The sequence below is a fragment of the Methylocapsa polymorpha genome (genome assembly GCF_045689225.1).
GTDB classification, from domain to species: domain Bacteria; phylum Pseudomonadota; class Alphaproteobacteria; order Rhizobiales; family Beijerinckiaceae; genus Methylocapsa; species Methylocapsa polymorpha.
In genome coordinates this window covers 802692-824845 of the sequence record NZ_CP136862.1, presented here as the reverse complement: position 1 = coordinate 824845, position 22154 = coordinate 802692, and the positions used below count along the sequence as shown (strand labels likewise).

Genomic DNA, 22154 nt, shown 5'->3' with positions numbered 1-22154 from the left:
GATGGCGGGGCGGCGCGCCCGCGCCACAGGGCGCTGCGGCGGCGGCTGCCCAGGTGGCGATCGCGGCGCTCGGCCAGCGGCTTGCCGGTTCGATGAGGCGAAGAGCCTGCCCATCCATTTTCAGGAGGACAGCGGCGGGCCGCCAGGTGATCCTGTCGCCTTCACGTCAGCGCGAGAGCGCGCGGGGCCTCGCGGCTTCGTTCATCGCGCGCACTGCCGCAAAGATCGAAACGGTGATCGCCGCGGCTCTGGCGGCGGCGGGGGCCCTGACTGCGCTCGACGCAGCGCGGGCGGAGGTCGCCGGCCAGGTCGCTGCGCAAGGGGCGGCGGTCCGCGACGACGCTGACAAGTCGCATAAGAGTGTGAGCGGCCAGGCCGCGCGCGTGCGCTCCTCGATCGACGCGAAGCGGGCTGGAGCCGACAGCGCCGCGACGGCCGACATCAAGGCGGCGAGGGATCGCGCCCAAACGGCGCACAACAAGGCGAGCGCGACGATCGGCGCGCGCGCCGACCTGGAAAAGGAGCGCATTTCCAAAGGCTATCGGAACGCCGAGGGGCCAATGGCGGCAGTCGGCGATGATGCCGCGGGAAAGGCCGCCGGAGCCGCGGCTGCATGGAAATCGAAACTGCCCCCATACGAAACCGACTGGAGCATCCTGGACGGGCCGGTCGAGAACGACAGGATCGACGCCAAGAAGGAGGCCGTCGATAAGGTCGCCGCCGAATATGGCAAGAGTTTCCGCGAGAGCGCCACGGACCAAGCCAAAAAGATTCCCGACAGCAAGGCGGAGGTGCTGGCTAAGGTCGACGACATCACGCGACAGGCGGGCGCCGGACTCACGGCGCAGCTTGAACAGATAAGCCAGGGCGCGAACGCGCAGGAGAAGGGCGCGAAGGCGCAATCGACGCAATCGGCGCAGAAGACGAAGGCGGCGCTGGACTCGAGCGCCACGCAAAATCTCGCCGCGCTCGATAGCGCCGAAAAGCAGCACAGCGCGGCCCTCGAGACGCAGGGCGGCGGGGCGCAGGATGCGCTCGACAAGTCGACGGCGGCCGGCATTTCCGGCCTCGCGGACGGCGTCTCCCAGGCGAGCGGTGAACTGATTGGCTCGATTCACAGCTTCGTCGGATCGGCCGCCGAGACCCCGAGCCCGCCGCGCGATGAACTGGCCGCGGCGCTGGACGAGACCAGCGCCAACGTCGAGGGGGGGCCGGTGGGCGCGATGGCGTCGCAGATCACGACCGTCGCGCCGTCGCTGGCGGAGACAAACGCCGCTCTGAGCGAGCAGGGCGCAGGCGCGCTCAAGGCGACGGCCGCCGCGGCAAAACAGGGTTTTGACGGCGTCGGGAAGGCGTTCGTGACCAGAGCCGCAGGGGTGAACCAACAGGCGGCGCAGGGCTTTGCGGCGCTGACCAAATCCACTCACAAGTCGGCCTATGGCATCGGCGCCCAGGCCGAGGCCGGTTTCCTGGAAGCGGGGGACAATGCGGCCGCGGCCTACAAGAACTTCGGCGATCTGGTGGAGGACAATTTCCGCGTCGGGCGCGAGCAGATGCTGGCCGGCCTGTGGAGCAAGGAAACCCAGGGCAAGCTCGACGCCGACATGGGCAAGTACGCCGAAGAGGCCGCCAGCCATGTGCAGCCGCGGTGGAAGCGCGTCTTGAAATGGGTGGTGACCATCGTCGTGATCGTCGCGGTAATCGCGATCACGGTGGCGAGCGCGGGGGCGCTGGGACCCGTCGGCGTCATCCTGCTCGGCGCAGCGCTTGGCGCCGCCGCAGGCGCGGTGCAGACCATCGCGGACAATCTCATCGATGGCAAACCCTGGTCGGAGGGTGTGGTCAAGGCGATGATCGTGGGCGCCATCGGCGGGGCGGTCGGCGGCGCTGGCGGCGTTCTCCTGAAGGGTGTCGGCTCGGTTGCGCTGAAGATTGGGCTGGAGGCGGGCATCAACATTGTCGGCGGCGTCGCAGGAGAGGCGGTCGGCAGCCTCGCCGTCGGCGAGAGACGATCAACTGGACCGGCGCACTGATGGGCGCGTTGATCGGCGCTGGCGTCGGCGCCGGGCCGGCATCGCCGGCGCGCTGAAAGGCAAGATCAGGGTTGGCGGCATCGGCGAACCCGCGGCCGCCCCGGCTCCCCGACCCGCCATCGAGCCGCCGCCGGCGCCGCCGGCAAGCTGCGGTCCTTCCTGCAGCAGAGCAAGATCCTCGCGCCGCGCCCCGGCGCGGCCCCCTGCCGGAAGTCAATGTCGGCGCGGGCGGCGCGGAGCCGGCGGCTCCGGGCCCCAGCGCCGCCCCGGAACCCGCGTCAAGTCCCGCCGCGGCACCCGAGGCCGCAGCGCCTCCTTCGGCGACCGCCAAGCCTGCGGCGGCTCCCGCCGCGACGCCGGAGCCCGCCGCCCCGGCCGTAGGAGCCGAAGCGCCTACTCCCGCGCCCGCCGCTCCAGAAACATCCGCGGTCACGCCTGCGGAGGGTCCCCAGCCGGCCCCGGGTTCGACGCAAAGCCTCGCGTTACGCCAGCCGAAGGCGGCGGGTCAGGGCCATCGCCGGAGCAGGCGGCGCAGCCGCCGCTTCCCGACAACGTGCGCCCGATCGGCTCGGCGGAACCCGGTATCGCGGGGAACAACCGCGCTTGCGCACGCAGCGTCCGATGACCACCGCGGAAGATTTTGCAGCACGCGCGAAAGCGAGGGACGCCGCGCGGGCCATACCGGACAGACCGCCGACCGAGCCGCAGGTTCAACGCCAGCCGGTCGCGGGGAGGCCGCGGGCGCGGAAGGACAGGCGCCCCAGCCCAGCGCAATGCCGGACCAGCCGAAAATGGCGGCCATCGAAGGCGGCGGGCAGGGCCCAAGGCCCCTCAATGTCCCATGGGGCCGAGCCGCCGCGCATGGGCGGCGGGACCGAGCCGACCCGCGCCGGCGGTCGCTCACCCTTTGAGCCGCGCGCGACCGTGGAGCCGGGAGGCGGCGGCAAACCGCCGAGCGGAGAGCATGGGCTCGAGCCGGCGCCAGCGAAACCGCTCGAACCTGCCGAAGTTGCGCCTGCCAAAAAGCCGGTGACACCTGCCAGCGACGCGGCGCCGGCCAAATCCAAGCCGTCCGCCAAGGCCGAAGAGGCCGCGCCATCCGCCAAGCCCGAAGAGGCTGCGCCATCCGCCAAGCCCGAAGAGGCCGCGCCATCCGCCAAGCCCAAAGAGGCTGGGCCGCCGGCCAAGCCCGAACCGTTTGATATGAAGCAAATCGGCGCGGACGCCGAGGCCCCACAAATACTGGCCCCGGAAGACTTCTCTAGCGTCAAATTGAAGCCCGGCCAAGATGCGCTGTATATTCTTCGTGACGCTGAAGGCACAATATTGAAAGTCGGCAAGACTTCCGCGAATGGCGCAGTAAACCGGTTCTCTGTGTATAAACGAGCGGGGACACTGACCGGAAAGAATGTACAGCTCGAGGTTCATCCATTGAAGGCCGGCGGTCGCAATGCAGAGTTCTACGAGCAAGCTTTGCGAGAGCAGATGGAAGGTCAAGGGCACGCTCTGCCATGGGACAACACAAGTCAAAGGCTCGGGCGTCCCGGTTTTGGCACGCCTGGGGAGGGAGTTCGTAAGAGTCACGTCACCAAAGGCGAAATGGCGGAGCTGCTTACGGAGTATAAAGGAAACTTGCAGGAGGTAGGTCGGGAGCTTGGGTTGCACAGGCGAACTGTCGATCTATGGGCCAAAGCTTTGGGGCTCTTGCCCAAGAATTTCAAGTAAGGGCGATCAGGATGTCCGAAAAGAACATTACCGACATTGTCCCCGAAGGATTCTGGGCGCTCATCGAAGGCGCCAATCAAGACACGAAACGGTTTCGCGAGATGCTCAAGACAATGAATCGGGAACAGATCAATCATTTTTACTGGACGTACGAAGAACTCGCCAATCGTATCAGAGCCGAGCGCTATTCGCCCTACGTAGCTCCGGGCCTTTCCGAAGATGGCCTGGCCGAGCTGGCGAACTGGGTGGTCGCGCAGGGGAAGGCGTATTACCGCAAGATCCTGGATCATCCGGAACTCATCCCGCCCAAGAAGAATGACGCGGGACTGCTAAGCGAAGTTGTCAAAGAGTACGAGCAGCGTTTCAAGGGCGACGTTCCTCCAAACATGCACGAATGGGACAACGAGTGGAAACAGCATGGAAAAAAAAGCCCATGGGCCTGACGCTGAAAGGGCCGGTTCCTCAGCGGCGTCCAGCCGCGCCGCGTCTTATCGCCACGATCTTTTGTAAGGCCGCAGAGGGGAAGCCGAGTGACGACTGATGTCTCTGGCACGAGGGCGCGCGCAGATCGCTTTCCGGGTTCCGAAGCTCTTAGCCGCGGCAGCCGACGCGCTCCCGGCGAGGCGCTGCGTTCGCCCGTCGCAACGGAAATCCTCAAATTCTCCTCGTCCTCGCCGACAGGGGTTCTTGATAGCCATCGAGGCAAGCGCGCAACTCGCCGTCTCGCCGAATTTCGGAGGGGCATCCCCGCAACTTGGGCCAAAACGCCATGACCACGTTCCCCGGATCCCCTCGCGTGCTCAAGGGCGCATTGGTGTCGATCGATCCACTGACCCAGGTCCCGAGCGTCATCGTGTTCCAATACAATCCCGATACGCTCACCCGCACGCTGAAGCCGCGGGCGCCGACCGGCGACGCCGCCCGCTCCGAGGCGCAAAGGCTCACCGGCCCGCCCGAGGAGACGATCAAGGTCGATATCGAGATCGACGCTACCGACCATCTCGAGACTGGCGACGGCGTCGCGAGAGGAGTAGGCATCTATCCACAGATCTCCGCCCTAGAGATGCTGACCTACCCCCCAAGCGCAACCGTCATCGCCAACACCATCCTGCTCGCGACGGGCGTGATCGAAATCGTTCCCGCGGACGGGCCTCTGACCCTGTTCATCTGGGGGGCGCAACGCATATTGCCCGTTCGCGTGACGGATTGCGCGATCACCGAAGAGGCCCACGATCCCGCGCTCAATCCGATCCGAGCCAAGGCCGCGTTGGGATTGAGAGTTCTCAGCTACAACGATCTCTCGATCACCAACCCCGGCTATTACATCTTCCTGGCCCATCAGATCGTGAAGGAAACCATGAGCCGCGTGAACGTGGTCAATGATCTGTCGAGCGTGATGGGCGAGAATATCCGCATCATGTGAGCCGTTTTCGAATAATGAGTTAGAGAGCGCACGGCGTTTTGCTGAGGACGCGACGAACTTGGAAGAGCGATATGTTCGATCACACAAGCCGCTACTATACGATTCCCACGGCGACGATCGTCCTGCCGGACGGACGCGAGATTGCCTTTGCGCGCCGGCGCTTCCTGCCGCGCTCCGATCGCCTGCCGCTGCTTGCCGAAGCAGCCGTCACTCCCGGCGATCGCATCGATCTGCTCGCCAATCGCGTCTACGGCGATCCGCTCGCGTTTTGGCGCATCTGCGACGCCAACGACGTCATAGATCCGCAGGACATGATGCGGGACGCTGCAAGCAATCCGGCCGTTCGTCTCCGCGTGCCCACTCCACAGGCCTGAATCTCGCTCCTCCTTTGGTGTTTTTCATGTTCCTCGGGGTTAACCTCTCTCTCCTGATCGGGCCGACGTTGCCGCTTCCGGCCACGCCCGATATTGCGGAGGCGGTGCAGAGCGTGTCGGTGACGCAGAACGACGAAGGCCGATCCGGGTTTCAGATCGTGCTTCAAGTCGGCCGAGTGGGACTCGCCGACATGTTGGACTACCGGCTGCTGCTCAATCCGCTGTTGCGGCCTTTCAATCGCGTGATCCTGACGATGCTCTTCAACGCTGTGCCGCAAGTGATCATGGATGGGATCATCACGACGATCCAGATGTCGCCGGGCAGTCAACCAGGGGCGGCCACGTTGACTCTGACCGGCGAAGATGTGAGCGTGATGATGGACATGAAGAAGAAGCGGAGCAGTTACATCGCCATGAGCGAGCCGCTGATTGCGGCGGCGATCATCGCCAGCTACGCGCAATATGGGCTCATTCCGATGATCATTCCGCCGGTTGCGCTCGATCAGCCGCTGCCCATCGAGCGGACGCCTGTGCAACAGGGCACAGACCTCGAGCATCTCAAGGCCATCGGCGAGCGGTTCGGGCATGTGTTCTATGTCGAGCCCGGACCCGTCCCCGGGATCAACACCGCGTACTGGGGGCCGCCCCGGCGAATAGGCTTGCCACAGAGCGCGCTCACGGTCGGATCGGGGCCGGAGAGCAACGTCGAGTCGATCAGTTTCTCCTACAACGGACTGGCGCCCGCCATCGTGGATGATGTGGTCACCGATAAGCGGCTCAACGCGACCCTGCCGGTGATGACGTTCGCCAGCCTGCGGCTGCCGCCGCTCGCGCTGCTTCCGGCGTTGCCGACGCAGCTTCCGAATGTTCGCACGACGCTGCTTGACAACAGCTCCGGGCTCGACGTCATGCAGGCCTACGGGCGCGCGCAGGGCGCGACCGACAAATCCGTTGACAACGTCGCCACCGCGCAAGGCGAACTCGACGGGCTTCGATATGGCGGCGTGCTCCGAGCCCGGAGCATCGTCGGTCTGCGCGGCGCGGGCTTCACGAACGACGGGCTCTATTACGTCAAGAGCGTGAGCCATTCGATCAGCAAAGGTCAGTACAAGCAGAGATTCAGCCTGGCGCGCGAAGGCGTCGGCGCGCTTACGCCGGCGGTGATTCCATGAAGCATCTCTATGGGAAATATCGCGGTGAGGTGAAGAACAACCTCGATCCGATGCTGCTCGGCCGCCTCCAGGTGACGGCGCCGGCGGCGCTCGGTTCCGCCTTGGTCTGGGCGATGCCGTGCGCGCCCTTCGCCGGTTCGGGCGTCGGCTTCTTCGCCCTGCCGCCGGTCGGCGCCAATGTCTGGGTGGAGTTCGAGGCGGGCAATCCGGAATCGCCGATCTGGAGCGGCTGCTTTTGGGGGCTTGGCGAATGGCCCGCTTCTATGGCGCTGCCGACGATGAAGGTGATCAAGACGGTCACCGCCACTATCACGATCAACGATCTTCCCGGCCTGGGCGGCGTCACTATCGAGACGAAGACGGGGATGAAGATTGCTTTTGACGCCACCTCGATCCAGATCAGCAACGGCGTCGCCTCCGTCAAGCTGGAGGGACCAAAAGTCTCGATCAACGGCCAGGCGTTGGAGGTGATATGAGCCCGGGATATCTCCTCGATGCGACGTCCCAACTTCTTTGCGCTCACGGCGGGAAGGCGCAGCCGGCCGCGCCGGCTGCGCGCGTGAGGGTCAGCGGGCAACCCGTCGTGATCCAGTCCACCGCCTACGCGGTCGCGGGATGCGCCCTCACTGGCACGCCGAATCCTCCCTGCGCCACGGCGCAATTCGTAAGCGCCGCTACACGCGTGACGAGCATGAATCAGCCGGTGCTGTTGCAGGACAGCCAGTCGCAATGCGCGCCGACGGGCACGCCGCTGAGCGTGCTGGTCACGCAGATCAGGGTGAAAGGGACATGACCAACTTCGCTTTCCCCTATCAATTTGACGGCGGCGGCCGGACGACTCTGGCCGACGACGACCGGCACATCCGCGACCTCATCGAACAGACGTTGTTCACAACGCCAGGCGAGCGGATCAATCGGCCCAATTTCGGCGCCGCCCTGAGCCAGCTTGTGTTCGCGCCAAACAGTCCGGAACTTGCGACGGCGACCCAATTCCTTGTGCAGGGCGCGCTTCAGCAATGGCTGGGCGATTTGATCGTCGTTCAGCAGGTCGACGTGTCCGCGGAGGATTCGACGCTCACCGTCGTGGTGAAATATGCGGTCAGGAGAACGCAGGAGATCAAGACCGCCACGTTCGCGACCGGAGGCGGGCTGTGAACGCCTATGTCTGTTGCGACGAGAAACGGCGCGCGGCGGTGGCGGCCTCCACGCTGAACGGCATCGACTATCTAGAGGTCCTTGACGCCGACGCTCCGACGCCGGCGGATCGACAGCGCATTCTTCGAGTACACTTTCTGAAGCCGGCCCCGCCGGGATTGACGCCCGCAAACGTGATCATCACGGGCGGCGACCGCATCACGGGCGTCAGCGCCGACGACGTCAGCTATGGCGCTGATGCTGTTGTGGTGCATCTCAACGCCTACGGCGATTTCTCGACCTATCGCCTGCAATTTGTCGCCGCGAGCGGTTCCGCATTCAATCCAGCAAGCCTGGACCCGCAGCTGTCTTTCGTGGACTTTTCCTTCAAGGCGGCATGCTCCACCGAATTCGATCCGGCCCGGCGATTCGCGGCGAGCGCGCCGCCGCCGCGGCTCGCTCCGAACATCGACTACCTTGCGAAGGACTACAACAGCTTTCGGCAATTGATGCTCGACCGGCTCTCGACCGTCGCGCCACGATGGACTGAGCGGAATCCCGCCGATCTTGGCGTCGCGCTTGTCGAACTCTTCGCCCACGTCGGCGACCTCTTGAGCTATCGGCAGGACGCCGTAGCGACTGAGGCCTATCTGGGAACCGCGAGGCGACGCGTTTCGGTCCGCCGGCACGCGAGGCTTGTCGACTATTTCCTGCACGAAGGCGTCAACGCGCGCGCCTTCCTCCACTTCGAAGTGGACAGCGACGTTGTGCTGAAGCAAGGCGCGCAGGCCTACACCGCCATGCCCGGACAGGCGGCGCGGCTCGCGCCCGGATCGGACGCGCTCGCCAGGGTCCCCGCAATGGGCCCGGAGACTTTCGAGACGATGGAGGACGCGACCCTGTTCGCGGCGCATAACCGCCTGTCGTTCCACACCTTTGGCGACGGACGATGCCGACTGCCCGCGGGGGCGACGAGCGCGACGCTGAAGGGCTCGCTCGACAAACTGAAAGTCGGCGACGTTCTCATTTTTCAGGAGGCGCTCAACCCGCGGACAGGCCATTCCGGGGACGCTGATCCGGCGCGGCGCTGGGCGGTGCGCCTCACCAAGGTCACGCTGGACCAGGACCCGATCGGCGGCAGTTTCCTCACGCCTCCTATAGCTGGGGCGACGCCGATCACAAGGATCGAATGGTCGCGCGACGACGCGACTCCTTTCGCATTCCCGTTTTCCGCATCGCTGACATCGAACGGAGTCGCGAAGCAACTCGACGACGTGACCGTAGCTTTCGGCAATATCGTGCTCGCTGATCACGGCGCGAGCTTCATCGACCAGACGCTAGGCGAGGTCCCCGCCCCGAAATTGTTCCGGCCGCCGTCGGGCGCCGATCCTTGCACCCCGGGCGAACCCACGCCGATCCCGGCCCGCTATCGACCCCGGCTGAGGGGCAGTCCGCTTGTCCATGCGGCGCCTTATGACCCCCTTTTACCGCCTCCTTCCGCCGCGGCGACATTGCGCACGAAACCGGAGGAAGCGACGCCGCCCGTCGCGCTGACCGAGCTTCGCGCCGGCCAGCAGCCTGCAGCGTGGAAAGTGCGCCGCGATCTCTTGGCCAGCGAGGCCGAAGCGGCCGACTTCGTTGTCGAAACCGAGTCCGACGGCTCAACCTATCTTCGCTTTGGCGATGATGTCCATGGTCAGCGGCCGCCGCAGGGCGCGACCTTTGAGGCCCGATACCGCGTCGGCGAGGCGACGCGTGGCAATGTCGCTGCCGACGCAATCAGCCATGTCGTCAGCGCGGATCCCGCCATTCGAAGTGTCCGCAATCCTTTACCTGCTCAAGGCGGCGTCGCGCCCGAGAGCATGGAGCACGCACGACGCGCCGCGCCGATCGCCTTTCGCGTCCAGCGTCGGGCGGTCACGGCTGAAGACTACGAAACCCTCGCCGAAACGCACCCGGAGGTGTTGCGCGCCGCGGCGGCGTTCCGGTGGACCGGCAGTTGGTCGACGGTCTTCGTCACCGTCGAGCGCCGCGGCGGCGCTGCGATCGACGCGGACTTCGCCAACCGAGTTCGTGTCTTCTTGGAGCCCTATCGTCTCGCGGGACACGATCTGCAAGTGAACGGTCCGAAATATGTCGCGTTGGAGATCGAGATGCGCGTGATCGCGAAACCCGATCACTTCCGATCGGACATCGAGCAGGCGCTGATGGCAGTTTTCAGCTCGGGATTGACGCCTGACGGCGGGCGCGGCGTCTTCTCTCCAGACAAATTTGTTTTTGGGCAGGCGGTCTATCTCAGCCCGCTCTACGCGGTGGCGCAAGCCGTGGACGGCGTCGCGGCCGCGCAGGTCACGAAGTTCCAACGGCGGGGGCGGCCTGATGCCAGAGCGCTTGTCACAGGCAAGCTGGACATGGCGCGCCTCGAGATCGCGCGGCTCGATAACGATCCCGACTTCCCTGAGCGCGGCGTTTTCCGCGCGATCGTGGAGGGTGGAAAATGACGTCCGGCTCCGCGCCGTTCGGCGCTTCGATCGGTGAAGCGCGGCGCACGCCGCTTCTGACCTACAACCGCCCCGGTCTTGCGCAAATCTCTTATCGGGTCGGCGACTACGCTTCGTTCAAGGATACGATGCTCGAGAGCCTCGCCCTTCAGACTGGCCTGCACACGGGCGAAACCTCGGATTTGTCCGTGGCGCTGGTGGATGCGTTCGCGACAATGTCAGACGTCCTGACCTTCTATCAGGAGCGCATCGCAAATGAGTCGTATTTGCCCACCGCGAAGGAGCGACGCTCGGCGCTCGAACTCGCGCGACTGATCGACTACCGCCCGCGGCCCGGCGTCGCCGCTAGCGCCGCCGTTGCCTTCACGCTGGAGGACGCACCCGGAGCCTCCGATCAGGCGGCGCAGCCGTTGACGATAGGCGCGCGGCTGAAGGTTCAGAGCTTGCCGCAATCTGGCGAGGCGCCGCTGACTTTCGAGACCATCGAAGACATCGAAGCGCGGCCGGAATGGAACGCGATGCGTCCGCTGCGCGCACAGCCACAGACCCTCGACGTCGGCATGCAGAGCGTGATCCTGAGCGGCGCCAATGTGGACATGAGCCCTGGCGACTTGATCCTTGTCGTCGCGGGCGACAGGGATGCGAAGCGCGTGGTGAAGGTGACCCGCGATCAGGCTAGAGACCAGACCCGCGTCGACCTGGCCGAGGCGCCCCCGGACCCGCCGCCTTTTCATTTTCCAATCCTGCCGCCCTGGCCGATCGAGATCTTTTTCGGCATTGCTCCCAAGCTCACGAACAGTTACGTTTCCTCCAACATTTTGGGTTTCAGCTGGCGGCAGCACGATTTCAGCGCGCTGGCGACGGTGCATAAGTGGTCGCTGCCGGCATTGACCCTCAATTTCGCGCGACAGGTGTCATTTCCTCCGTTCAGCGTAGAGCAGGGAGCGTTCGCGTTTCGTCAACGCGCTCCGATCTTTGGCCACAACGCGCCGAAATACCTTGCCCTGACCAATGGACAGCCGGGCTTGCTCGCCGCATATCCCAATAATTGGGATGCGACCCCGCGCACCTTGTCCGACGATGATCCATTGGCCAACGGAGACATCTATCTTGACCGAACCTATCCGAACGTCGTCGCTGGAAGCTGGGCGATTCTGGACAGTCGCTACGAGCGCAGGATATGCCGAGTGAAGGAAGTCGGAGAGACTTCGCGCGCGGACTACGGGCTGAGCGGCAAGACGACACGGCTGCGGGTTGACAGCGCCGACGGCTTTTCCGGCCTATCCTTGCGTGAAACGACGGTCTACGTTCAAAGCGAACAGCTGCCTCTCGCAGATCTGCCGATCCTCGATCCGGTGGCGGGGGCGAGCGTTACGCTGGACCGCACCTATTTCGGGCTTACGATCGGACGGAGCGTCGTCCTGACGGGCGCGCGCGCCGATCTCGATGGCGTCGTCGAAAGCGAGGTGCTCACCTTGTCGGACGTCACTTTCGGGGCCGGTTACACGACGCTCTCGTTCGACCAGGCTTTGGCCAACAGCTACGTGCGCGACAGCGTCACCGTAAACGCGAATGTGGCGTTGGCGACCCATGGCGAGACGGTGAGAGAGATCCTCGGCTCGGGGGATTCAAGCCAGCCGTTCCAGCGCTTTGCTCTGCGCCAGTCGCCGCTGACCTACGTGAACAGCGATTCGGCGAGCGGCGCGCGCTCGACGCTAGAGGTCCGCGCCAACAGTTTGCTGTGGCGCGAGTCGCCGAGCTTCTTCGGACAGGGCCCTAACGACCGCGTCTATGCGGTGCGCATCGACGACGACGGGACGGCGGCGGTCGAATTCGGCGACGGCGTGGTCGGCGCCCGGCTTGCGACCGGGAACGAGAACGTCCAGGCGACGTATCGTAAAGGGGGAGGGAAAGTCGGCAACGTCGACGCTGGGAGGCTGTCCTTGCTCCCCGTCCGTCCCATGGGGGTTCGGTCGGCGATCAATCCCCTTGCGGCGGCGGGGGCGACCGATGCCGAAACGCTCGATGAGATTCGCAACAACGCTGCGCTGACCGTCCTGACGCTGGACCGGATCGTGTCGCTTAGCGACTATGAAGATTTCGCGAGAGCGTTCCAGGGCGTGGGCAAGGCGCTCGCGACCTGGAGCTGGAGCGGACAGCGACAGGGGGTCTTTGTCACGGTCGCCGGCGCGGGGGGCGAAGAATTGCTGGAGAGCGGGCAGACCTACAAGAGCTTGCTGGCGGCTATGCGCGCAGCGGGCGATCCGCATGTGTCCCTGCGCGTTCAGTCTTACCGGCAGGCGTTCTTCAGATTGTCGGCGACCATCATCGTCGCCGCAGACTATGAAATCGCCAGTGTGCTCGCGTCAGTGGACGCTGCGTTGCGCACCGCTTTTTCCTTCGACGTGCGAAGTTTTGGCCAGCCGGCGACGCTCAGTGAAGCCATGGCGACGATGCAGGCCGTCGCTGGCGTCGTCGCCGTCGATATCGTCCGGTTCTTTCGCATAGACGACCCCAACGGCGGCGGGATCTACATGGCGCTCGCTGCGGCGGCGCCGCGTTCGGGCGACGACGGCGCGCTGATCGCGGCCGAATTGCTAACGCTCGATCCCAGGCCCGTCGACCTCGTGGGAGCACTCGGATGACCTTCGACGAGCGCACGCTCTTGGACATGCTGCCCGCGGTCTATCGCACCCGCGACCAAGGCGGCGATCTGTCGGCGCTCTTGAGCGTCGTCGCGGATCAGCTCGCACTGCTGGAGGAGGACCTCGCTCAGCTTTACGACGACCAATTCATTGAGACCTGCGCGGACTGGGCCGTGCCTTACATCGGCAGCCTGATCGGCCATCGCCAGTTGCATGGAGTGACGCCGCAGATCAGCAGTCCGCGAGCCGAAGTCGCCAATACACTCGCGTTGCGGCGCGGTAAGGGCACGGCGGCCACGCTCGAGCTCCTGGCGTGGGACGTCACGGGTTGGGAAGCGCTTGTCGTCGAACAATTCGAGAGGCTGGCGATCACGTCCTATCTGAACCATCTCAATCCCGGCGCATCGACGTTCGCCAAAGTGCGTGGAGCCCAGCGGGGCGAACGGCCAGGCGGACCGTTCGACCGAAATCTACGATTCGTCGAGATTCGCAATCCGACCCGCCGCGCTGAAGCCGCGAACATCGCCAATGTCACGATCGCCTTGTGGCGCCTTCGCACCAACTTTCTGTCCTCGTCGCCGGCTGCGCGGATCGACGTGAGCCGTTACCTGTTCAACCCGCTTGGAGCGCCAATCGAGCTTTTCAGCGCCGCTGCGCCCAAGGATGACGCCGCCCTATCTCTGGACGCGCGCAACTTTTCCCAGCCGTTCGAGCGTTGGGCGCTGGCGGCGGCCAAAGACCAGTTCTATGGCGCGGACAAGAGCTTCTTCATAGAAGGCGTGACGCTCGACGCGCTTGCCGTCTGCGATCTGTCCGACATGGGCGCCGCATGGGCGCATACGCCGCCCGCGGGCAAGGTCGCCGTCGATCCGAAATTGGGGCGGATCGCATTCGGAACGCCCCCGGCAACGACGCCGAAGGTGAGCTTCCACAGCGGCGCTGTGGGGGAAATGGGCGGGGGGTCCTACGATAGGGTCGCGACTTTCGCGACGCTCTCGCCCGTCGTCGTCACGCCGACGCAGCGGGCGACGATCCAGGCGGCGCTGACAGCGGCAGCCGGTGGAGGCGCGGTGGAGATCGCGGACAACGGCGTCTACGCGGAGACGCTCTCGGTGAATGTCTCGACAGCTGGCGCAAGCCTAGAGATTCGCTCGGCGGACAAGCTGAGGCCGATGCTTTCGCTCGGCGGTGAATTGACGATCGCCGGAGCGGACGGCTCGCAGGTGAGCCTCAACGGCCTTCTGATCGCGGGCAAAAGCGTCCATGTGCAGGCGACGCCCAACAACCGGTTGAACGCCTTGGCGCTGCGGCATTGCACGCTTCCCCCCGGCCTCTCGTTGACCGGGGCGGGAGCCCCAACTCAGCCGCTCGCGCCAAGTCTGGTGATCGAGACGGGCGTGACTTTGCAGATCGACAACTGCATTCTCGGCGGTCTGCGGGTCGCCCCCGGCGCGCGCGTGACGATCACCAACAGCATCATCGACGCGACTTCGCCAAGCGGGGTCGCCTACGCCGGTCTCGACGGCGTCTCCGCAGGCGGAGCGCTGACCGTTTCGAACACCACGATCGTCGGCAAGGTGCACACGAACGAGTTCACGGAAGCGTCGAACGTAATTTTTTTCGCGAGGCTAGACGCAGGCGACCCCTGGGTCGCGCCTATCATCGCCGAGCGGCGACAAACCGGCTCGGTTCGATTCTCCTATGTGCCGCCGAGAGCGCGCGTCCCGCGGCCCTATCAATGCCAACCCGCGCCTGCGGCCGATCCGACCTCGATACAGCCGGTCTTTGTCTCGCTGAATTACGGCGATGCGGCTTATGGCCAGCTCAGTCGGCGCACGCCGCGCGAAATCCGCGAGGGCTCGGAGGACGGGTCTGAGATGGGCGCTTTTCGCCTTCTGTATCAGCCGCAGCGGGAAACCAATCTGCGCCTGCGGCTCGACGAATATTTGCGTTTTGGGCTGGAGGCCGGCGTCGCTTACGCGACGTGAGCCTGAGTGGGGGGTCGTTATGAAGGGGGACATCAGCCGCGACACGTTCGACGCCAAGAAGCACTATGATGGCGTCGTCATGCAGCAGGGTCGCGTCCAACTCGACGCCGACTGGAACGAGCAACAGGACATCCATCGCCGACGGGCTGAAATCCAGGCGAAAGATGTTGTGGGGGCTTCCGGCGCGCCGCTGCACGACGCCGGCTTTCAGATCACAACGGACGGGACGGCTCTCACCGTCGGTTCCGGTCGCTACTACGTCGACGGCCTGCTTTGTGAAAACGACGCCGCGCTCGATTACCTCGCCCAGCCCGACTATCCCCGGGCGACGGCGATCGCAGATCTGATGAATGCGGCGCATGCGACTGCGATGATCGTCTATCTCCATGTTTGGCGGCGGACGATCACCGCGCTCGAGGACCCGTCGATCCGTGAAACCGCCCTCGGCGGCCCTGACACAGCAATTCGGATCAAGACGGCGTGGCAGGTTAAAGTGCTGCCGGTGAGCCCGGCCACGCCGGGCGCGGTCGCCTGTGGAGACGTGGTTCCGGAGTGGACCGCGCTGACGACGCCTGGAACGGGTCTGATGAGCGCCCGCGCACAGCCCGTCCAGGCGGCAATTAACCCGTGTCTGTTGCCCCCGGGCGCGGGCTATACGCGCCTCGAAAATCAGCTTTACAGGGTCGAGGTCCATAAGGCCGGGCAGCTCGCGACGGCGACATTCAAATGGTCGCGCGACAACGGTTCGATCGTCACCGCGATCGAAAAGTTCAACGGGCTGCAGGTGACCGTTCACGACCTCGGTCGCGATGAGACCCTCGGCTTTTCCAACGGTCAGTGGGTGGAAGTGCTCGACGCCGCGACGGAACTGGCGGGTCTCCCAGGGCCTCTCTTCCAAATCGACCACGTTGACGAGGCGACGCGGCTTGTCGTGCTGAAGACGGCGCCCCCCGCCATCGATCCTGCGCTGTCGCCGAGGCTGCGGCGCTGGGACAGCGCGGGCGATATCCCGCTTGCCGCCCCAGCAGGCGGAGATGGCTGGATTACGCTGGAAGAGGGCGTCGAAGTGATCTTCGAAGCGGGCGACTATCGCACCGGCGATTCCTGGCTCATCCCGGCTCGCACGGTCACGGGAACCGTGGATTGGCCCTTCACAACGCCGCAGCCGCCGCGCGGCGACAGGATCCATGTCTGCCGACTCGCCGTGGCGTCCTTTTTAGGAGGAAAAATCCAAAGCCTGCAGGACTGCCGGAAGTCGTTCTCACCGTTGGCGGAGACGCCCCCTGCGCTCCACGTCGCCGGCACGAGTTGGGTTAATGACGATGATCTCGATCAGGCGCTGTTGCTGACGAACGGTCTGCGCATCATCCTCGACGGCGCAATCACGCCTCCTCCTGCGGGAGGAGCGGCCGAGAGCGTGAGCGCGGCGTTAAGCGTGACGATGGAGGCGCCGCTGGAGCTTCCCCCATTGGCGCAGGCGGGGCCCAGCGCCGTGGCGACGCATGTGATCGCGCTGAACGGCGACATCGATTTCCCTGCGCCCAATGTGATCGAGTGGAAGCCGCGCGCCGGCGGAGCCGAACTTGCCAGCCTGTCGACATACCTTGCCTCTCAGGCGCCCAACCCGGTCACGCGAGTACGGGTGCAGGTGCGGCTGCGCGGCCATGCAATTTGGCAGGACAACGTCAATCAGCGGCTCTACGTCGATGGGCGCGCGCTCGGAGTAGATGGAATTCGCCGGGACGGCGTTACCCAGCGGGTGGACCTGCTGTTTCCCTCCGGCGACGGGCGCAGAGCCAGCGACCTCGAGAGTTGGTTCTATCTGCGGCTGCAGGCGCCGCAGTCGAACCTCCTCGGCATTGCGGTCGCCCCCCAATTGATCAATGCGGGAGGGACCGCGTCAGGCACGGTCACGCTCGATTTTCCTGCATCCTCGGATGCTGGCGTGAACGTTGCTCTGAGCGCGTCCGCGGGCATCACAGTTTCCCCGGCGACCATCAATATTCCCAAGGACCATACCCAGAATCCGGCGCCATTCACGATCTCCACATCTGCCGCCGCAGCAAATACCGCTGACGCGCTGATCACCGCCACGTTGAACGCCACTGTGAGAAATGCGATGATCACGGTGCAGGTCGTGAAAGTTTCCATCTCGCCGGCGGAACTGACGGTGTTCGCCGGCCACAGCCAGCAGTTTTCCGCCAATGTCGTCGGCGCAGCGGTTGACAATGGCGTGACGTGGAGCATTCAGGACCTCAACAACGTGAATACGAACGCCGGAGGAACGGTCAACCAAGGCCTTTACATCGCACCGGCTACCGCGGGGGACTTCCAGATCGTTGCAACATCCACCGCCAACCCGGCTCAGTCCGCGAAGGCGAAGGTGCATGTGCGCCTCAAGCAGAAGGACAAGGACAAGGATAAGGAGAAGGACAAGGACAAGGACAAGGAGCGAGAGAAACACCCGCCGGATAAGCTGGTGAAGGAAGTTGAAAAGCACGCCGTCTTGGACGCGAAGGCGATGGAAATCCAGTTCGTCAGCTTGGCTATGCCGAGTGAGACAGTCGTTTCAGACGCGGGCTTCGAAGTGGGCGACGCGGCTGCTCCTGGGCGGGCCTTCATTCGGCCGAGCGAGCGTCCAAACCTCACGCCGCGGGCCGCGCCTTGAGGCGCGTTTGACTAGCGCCGGCGCGCTGCTGGTGCTGGCCGACCCCTTCGACGTGCAGGCCGCGACTTTCGTCGAGGCCAACGCCGAAGCGGACGTTCTGCGCGTCACGCCGCGAGACCTGTCGCGCGAAGGCTGGAAGATTCGGTCGGGTGACCCGAATTCCCTGATCGCGGTCTGCGGGTCTCGACGCATCCGACGCGACGAGATTCGCGGCGTTCTGCCCCGGCTTAGTCACGTCGATGAGTCGCAGGTCCCGCACATTGCGGTCGAGGATCGCGCCTATGTCGCAAGCGAAATGACCGCCTTCATGCTGGCCTTCCTGAGCGCCCTCGAGCGCGGCGTCCACAACCGTCCGACCTCGCAATCTCTGTGCGGCCCGCTTTGGTCGCCGGAACACTGGCGACGGCTTGCCGACGCACTGGGGATAGCGGTTCGGTTTCAGCCGCGCCTGGCAAGCCTCGACCTGGCAATCGACAAAGCGAATCCCTTGGACGATGCGCCGCGCACCGTCGTCACGCTCGTCGGGGACGCAGTATTCGGCGACGCTCGCCTTGGACCCGCAGTCGCCGCGCTGGCGCGAGCGGCGCGGGCGGAAATGCTTCGGGCGGAGTTCGCGGGCGAAGGGGACGATGCGCTGTTCGTGCACGCGAGTCCGCTCGTCAATCTGGCTGACCGGGACATTGCGATGGCGACGCTCGACCTGTTCCGATTCCGAACCTCGGGCGCGGCGTGATCTTGCTCTGGGGCGTCGCCGAGGACAGCCCGCTCATGGCGACGCGGGCAGCCTTGCTGGGCCGGGGCGCCGAAGTGTTCTTCCTGGATCAACGGCGCGTTCACGAAACCCTGATCGATCTGCGCGCGCGGGCGGTCGGCGAAATCCGCCTCGGCGATGATCGTTGCGATCTGTCGTCAGTGAAGGCGGTCTATTTGCGTTGTGGAGAGTCGCGGCTGCTCACCTCAGGCGCGGACAAGGACTCGGCGCTCGCCGGTCACGCTCGCGCAGTGGACGAGGCCGTTTCGGCGTTTCTCGACGCAACGCCGGCTCTTGTCGTGAACGCGTTTGAGGCGATGGCGACGAACAGTTCCAAACCCTATCAACTCGATTTGATTCGCGCGCAGGGCTTCGCAGTTCCCGACACGCTGGTGACGACCGATCCAGCCGCAGTCAGAGACTTTCTCGCGGGGCATGGCGAGCTGATCTACAAATCGGTGAGCAGCGTGCGCAGCATCGTCAAGCGACTGAAACCTGACGATTGGGATCGACTTTCGGACATTGTCTGGTGTCCGACGCAGTTCCAACAATACGTCCGCGGACGCGACTACCGCGTCCACGTCATCGGCAAGGCGGTCTTTTGTTCGGAGGTCGTCAGCGACGCGGACGACTATCGTTACGCCGGCCGTGAGGGGGAAGGCGTCGACCTCTACGCGAGCGCGCTGCCGGGCGAGGTCGAAGAGAGGTGCCGAGCGCTCGTCACGTCGCTGGGACTGGCTGCGGCTGGCGTCGATCTGCGTTTGACCCCCTCCGGAGAGTGGGTGTGCTTCGAGGTCAATCCCTCGCCGGCTTTCACCTATTACGAGGCGGCGACGAACCAACCTATGACTCACGCGATGGCGAACCTGCTTATAACTGGCAGTTGACGCGTGACCTTCAGAGAGCGTCAATCGGCGTGCAATTTTGGATCTGACGGGGAGCGGTCCTTATTCCATGCTTATTCACAGTTCAGGTCGCGGTAGCTTACTCGGATGCGCGCACAGCGCTCGATTTCCTCCGCGACGCCGCCCTCCTGGCGCCGAATCGTGTCAGGCAAGGCCCAGATGATCGTCGGGCCGACGTAGGTACGGAGCCATTCGGAGTCGTGAGTTCGATTTCGGTCGGAACTCGCAATGAGCCGAGGCGCCGTCCCCAATTTGGACTCGGATCACGAGTTGATTTCGGATTGGCTCAATCCAAAATCATTATGATCCATGGCGCGGTCATTATTGCGGCGCAGCGCGGCGATGACGCGCGATCTTGGCTCTGCGCCGGGCGCGACGGCTCCAAAATGTGTTTGGACGGGCTCGGCGATGATTGCGCGCGGCCGCGCCTTCCACCGGCTCGGGAGTCGCGGCCATGGCTTCGGACGCGACTGCGCCGACAAGCGCCGCAGCGGCGCCGAATGCGAGAAGACCATCTAAGAAAGAGCGACGAGACATCATGTTTTGCGAATCCTTTCAGGTGGCGGCGCGCAAGGCGCAAGGCGCGTCAGGCTGCCTATGCGGTTTTTCTCTTTGACCCCTGTCCGCATTCGCGGTCGGCGTTCCCAGAGGATTTTAATTTAAAGGAACGCGGAGCATCGAACAAGACGGCGCCTGGACAGCGCGCGCGAGGCGCCCTCAATGATCCTTGTGTGCGCCCGCGTCGCTCACACGGTCCGCGGTCGCCACCACGAGCATGACAACCGCGAAGGCCATCATGGTTCCAATAAGCCACGCAAGAGTGACGGTGTCGGCATAGTGGTCAATGTCCATGAACCATTCCAGCACATGGACCGCCGCTATCGCCACAATCGAGCCGAGCAGCTTCTGCTTCAGCAAGGAGAATCCGATTCTGATCAGCCCGTTCGGCATATCGGGATGCTCGGCCGGATTGAGTTGTCTAATGAAATTCTCGTAGCTCGAGCAGATCACAATCAAGATAAGATTGGCGGTGAGCGAGAGATCGACGAGACTAAGGACGCTGACGAGCGCCTCTGAATTGGGAACGTCCTTCAAATGCAACACAAATTCGACGAGCTTGACGACGAACTTGTAAAGCAGCCCCGCCAAACCAATGATGAGCCCAAAAATAAACGGCGCCGCCAGCCAGCGGCTACCGAAGATGACCGCCTGGACGCCTCGTTCTATAGCGTTCATATCTTTCAAAGCCTCGCGCGCGTCGGCAGGGGACCAGAGCGCTTCCCGATCGGATGGAGTCATCTGATCGAAAAGGAATTGCTCAGATTCACGGAGTTGGAGCATGCTCCAGGGCAAATGATATGATTTTTAGTTGCGCCGGAGCGCCTAGAATGACCCAAATAATGTCCCCAATCCGATCACCGCGGCGAGGCCAAGAAGACCGCCTACGATCGAAACCATGACGATGTCGAGATAGCTCTCGCGATGGGTCGAGCCGCAGACCGCGAGCAGCGTGACCACGGCGCCATTATGCGGAAGGCTGTCGAGCGTGCCTGCGCCGATCACGGCGATGCGGTGCAACAACGCCGGGTTGACGCCCTGCTCGGCGGCGAGACGCATATAGGAGGCGCCGAGCGCGTCGAGCGCGATCGTCAATCCGCCCGACGCCGAGCCGGTGAGGGAGGCGAGCACATTTGTCGCCACCGCCAGCGACACCAGCGGGCCGCCTTCGATTCCAAGCACCCAATCGCGCACCATGGCGAAAGCAGGGAGGGCAGCGACGACCGAGCCGAAGCCGACGAGGCTCGCGACGCTCAACACCGGTAGGGCGGAGGCGTTGGCCCCGGCGTCCATGGTTGCGCGCAGCGCCGGTAGACGCCGAAAATTGATGGCGACGAGCACAACGACGGCGGCCGCGAGCGCTGCGACGACGGACCATACGCCGCCGACGGCGGACAGCGATGTCGAGCCCCAAGCTTCATCGGCGAGATATGAGGCGTTGAGACGAGGCAATATAAACAGCGACATCAGGAGATTGACGCCAACCACGATAACCAGCGGCAAGACGGCCAGAGCGATGGATGGAGCGACGGCGCCCGGATGGCCACGGCGTATCTCCGCTGGATCGAACGCGCTGGCGGTCGTCGCGCGCTCGCGGACGATCTCATCCTCCACAGCGTCCATGGCGAGGTCGGCGGTCGCGCCATAGCCTTCACCCTTGCTGCGCGCCTTGGCTTCGGCGCGGGCGAGCCACCAAAGGCCGAACCCCGCCATGATGAGCGAGGCGATGACGCCAAGACCCGGCGCCGCGAAAGGCGTGGTGCCGAAGAACGGCATCGGGATCGCATTCTGAATCGCCGGCGTTCCGGGCAGAGCCGACATGGTGAAGGTCGACGTGCCGAGCGCGATGGCCGCCGGCATGAGCCGCTTCGGGATCCCCGCCGCGCGAAACAGTTCATGCGCCATCGGGGCGAGCACGAAGAACGCTACGAAGAGGCTGACGCCGCCATAGGTGACCAGCGCGCCGGCGAGAACGACGGCCAGCACCGCTCGTCGCGCGCCGAGACGCTCGGTCATAAAGTCGGCGATGGAGGACACGGAGCCGCTATCCTCCATGAGCTTGCCGAACAGGGCGCCCAGAAGAAAAATCGGGAAGAATTGCATGATGAAACGCGCGGCGCTCCCCATGAAGGTTTGCGTCCAATGGGCGAGCAGCGGCTCGCCGGCTAATCCGGCGGCGAGGATCGCGGCGGCGGGCGCGAGCAGAAGCACGCTCCAGCCCCGATAGGCGAGCCAGATCAGCAGCCCTAGAGCGACAAGAATGCCGAGAAGCCCCAT

17 protein-coding genes are annotated in these 22154 nt (G+C 64.5%); 15 read left to right on the top strand and 2 right to left on the bottom strand.

Translation table 11 applies throughout. The annotated features are described in order from the left end of the window. The first annotated feature begins 146 nt into the window (after positions 1-146). From RZS28_RS03875 to RZS28_RS03805, 15 genes are all read left to right on the top strand, one after another. The gene (locus RZS28_RS03875; RefSeq protein ID WP_407339899.1) at positions 147-2033 is read left to right on the top strand and encodes a hypothetical protein; all 1887 of its coding nucleotides are present in this window, start codon (positions 147-149) and stop codon (positions 2031-2033) included. An 834-nt stretch (positions 2034-2867) separates the two neighbouring features. Continuing rightward, positions 2868-3758 (top strand): hypothetical protein, encoded by an 891-nt coding sequence (locus RZS28_RS03870; protein WP_407339897.1) that lies wholly within the window; start codon positions 2868-2870, stop codon positions 3756-3758. A gap of 11 nt (positions 3759-3769) precedes the next feature. Continuing rightward, positions 3770-4201: a DUF4240 domain-containing protein gene (locus RZS28_RS03865; protein WP_407339895.1), complete on the top strand. Its 432-nt coding sequence runs from the start codon at positions 3770-3772 to the stop codon at positions 4199-4201. A 326-nt stretch (positions 4202-4527) separates the two neighbouring features. Then, the gene (locus tag RZS28_RS03860; RefSeq protein ID WP_407339894.1) at positions 4528-5181 is read left to right on the top strand and encodes a hypothetical protein; all 654 of its coding nucleotides are present in this window, start codon (positions 4528-4530) and stop codon (positions 5179-5181) included. 71 nt (positions 5182-5252) lie between these two features. Beyond that, a complete protein-coding gene (locus RZS28_RS03855; protein WP_407339892.1) occupies positions 5253-5555 on the top strand; it encodes a hypothetical protein in 303 nt (100 codons plus the stop codon). A gap of 26 nt (positions 5556-5581) precedes the next feature. Beyond that, entirely contained in the window at positions 5582-6727 is a 1146-nt protein-coding gene (locus RZS28_RS03850) for a hypothetical protein (protein WP_407339890.1), read from the top strand. Next, positions 6724-7203: a phage baseplate assembly protein V gene (locus RZS28_RS03845; protein WP_407339888.1), complete on the top strand. Its 480-nt coding sequence runs from the start codon at positions 6724-6726 to the stop codon at positions 7201-7203. Before RZS28_RS03850 ends, RZS28_RS03845 begins: the two co-directional genes overlap by 4 nt. Then, positions 7200-7520: a hypothetical protein gene (locus tag RZS28_RS03840; RefSeq protein WP_407339886.1), complete on the top strand. Its 321-nt coding sequence runs from the start codon at positions 7200-7202 to the stop codon at positions 7518-7520. The genes RZS28_RS03845 and RZS28_RS03840 overlap by 4 nt, the downstream gene beginning before the upstream one ends. Then, positions 7517-7882 (top strand): GPW/gp25 family protein, encoded by a 366-nt coding sequence (locus RZS28_RS03835; protein WP_407339884.1) that lies wholly within the window; start codon positions 7517-7519, stop codon positions 7880-7882. Before RZS28_RS03840 ends, RZS28_RS03835 begins: the two co-directional genes overlap by 4 nt. Next, positions 7879-10362, top strand: coding sequence for a putative baseplate assembly protein (locus RZS28_RS03830; protein ID WP_407339883.1), 2484 nt, complete (start codon positions 7879-7881; stop codon positions 10360-10362). The genes RZS28_RS03835 and RZS28_RS03830 overlap by 4 nt, the downstream gene beginning before the upstream one ends. Then, positions 10359-13007 carry a putative baseplate assembly protein gene (locus RZS28_RS03825; RefSeq protein ID WP_407339882.1) on the top strand — a complete coding sequence of 883 codons (2649 nt, stop codon included), beginning with the start codon at positions 10359-10361 and terminating at the stop codon, positions 13005-13007. The genes RZS28_RS03830 and RZS28_RS03825 overlap by 4 nt, the downstream gene beginning before the upstream one ends. After that, positions 13004-14995 carry a hypothetical protein gene (locus RZS28_RS03820; RefSeq protein WP_407339881.1) on the top strand — a complete coding sequence of 664 codons (1992 nt, stop codon included), beginning with the start codon at positions 13004-13006 and terminating at the stop codon, positions 14993-14995. Before RZS28_RS03825 ends, RZS28_RS03820 begins: the two co-directional genes overlap by 4 nt. A 19-nt stretch (positions 14996-15014) precedes the next feature. Further along, positions 15015-17663 (top strand): DUF6519 domain-containing protein, encoded by a 2649-nt coding sequence (locus RZS28_RS03815; protein ID WP_407339880.1) that lies wholly within the window; start codon positions 15015-15017, stop codon positions 17661-17663. A gap of 7 nt (positions 17664-17670) precedes the next feature. Next, positions 17671-18396 (top strand): hypothetical protein, encoded by a 726-nt coding sequence (locus tag RZS28_RS03810; protein WP_407339879.1) that lies wholly within the window; start codon positions 17671-17673, stop codon positions 18394-18396. After that, complete coding sequence (locus RZS28_RS03805; protein WP_407339878.1) at positions 18393-19301, top strand: RimK family alpha-L-glutamate ligase; 909 nt, start codon at positions 18393-18395, stop codon at positions 19299-19301. Before RZS28_RS03810 ends, RZS28_RS03805 begins: the two co-directional genes overlap by 4 nt. A gap of 735 nt (positions 19302-20036) precedes the next feature. On the opposite strand, the gene RZS28_RS03800 is transcribed toward RZS28_RS03805, so the two are convergent. Together RZS28_RS03800 and RZS28_RS03795 are read right to left on the bottom strand one after the other, a co-directional pair. Then, complete coding sequence (locus tag RZS28_RS03800; RefSeq protein ID WP_407339877.1) at positions 20037-20555, bottom strand: YqhA family protein; 519 nt, start codon at positions 20553-20555, stop codon at positions 20037-20039. A 147-nt stretch (positions 20556-20702) separates the two neighbouring features. Continuing rightward, positions 20703-22154, bottom strand: a complete 1452-nt coding sequence (locus RZS28_RS03795) for a GntP family permease (RefSeq protein WP_407339876.1) — start codon at positions 22152-22154, stop codon at positions 20703-20705.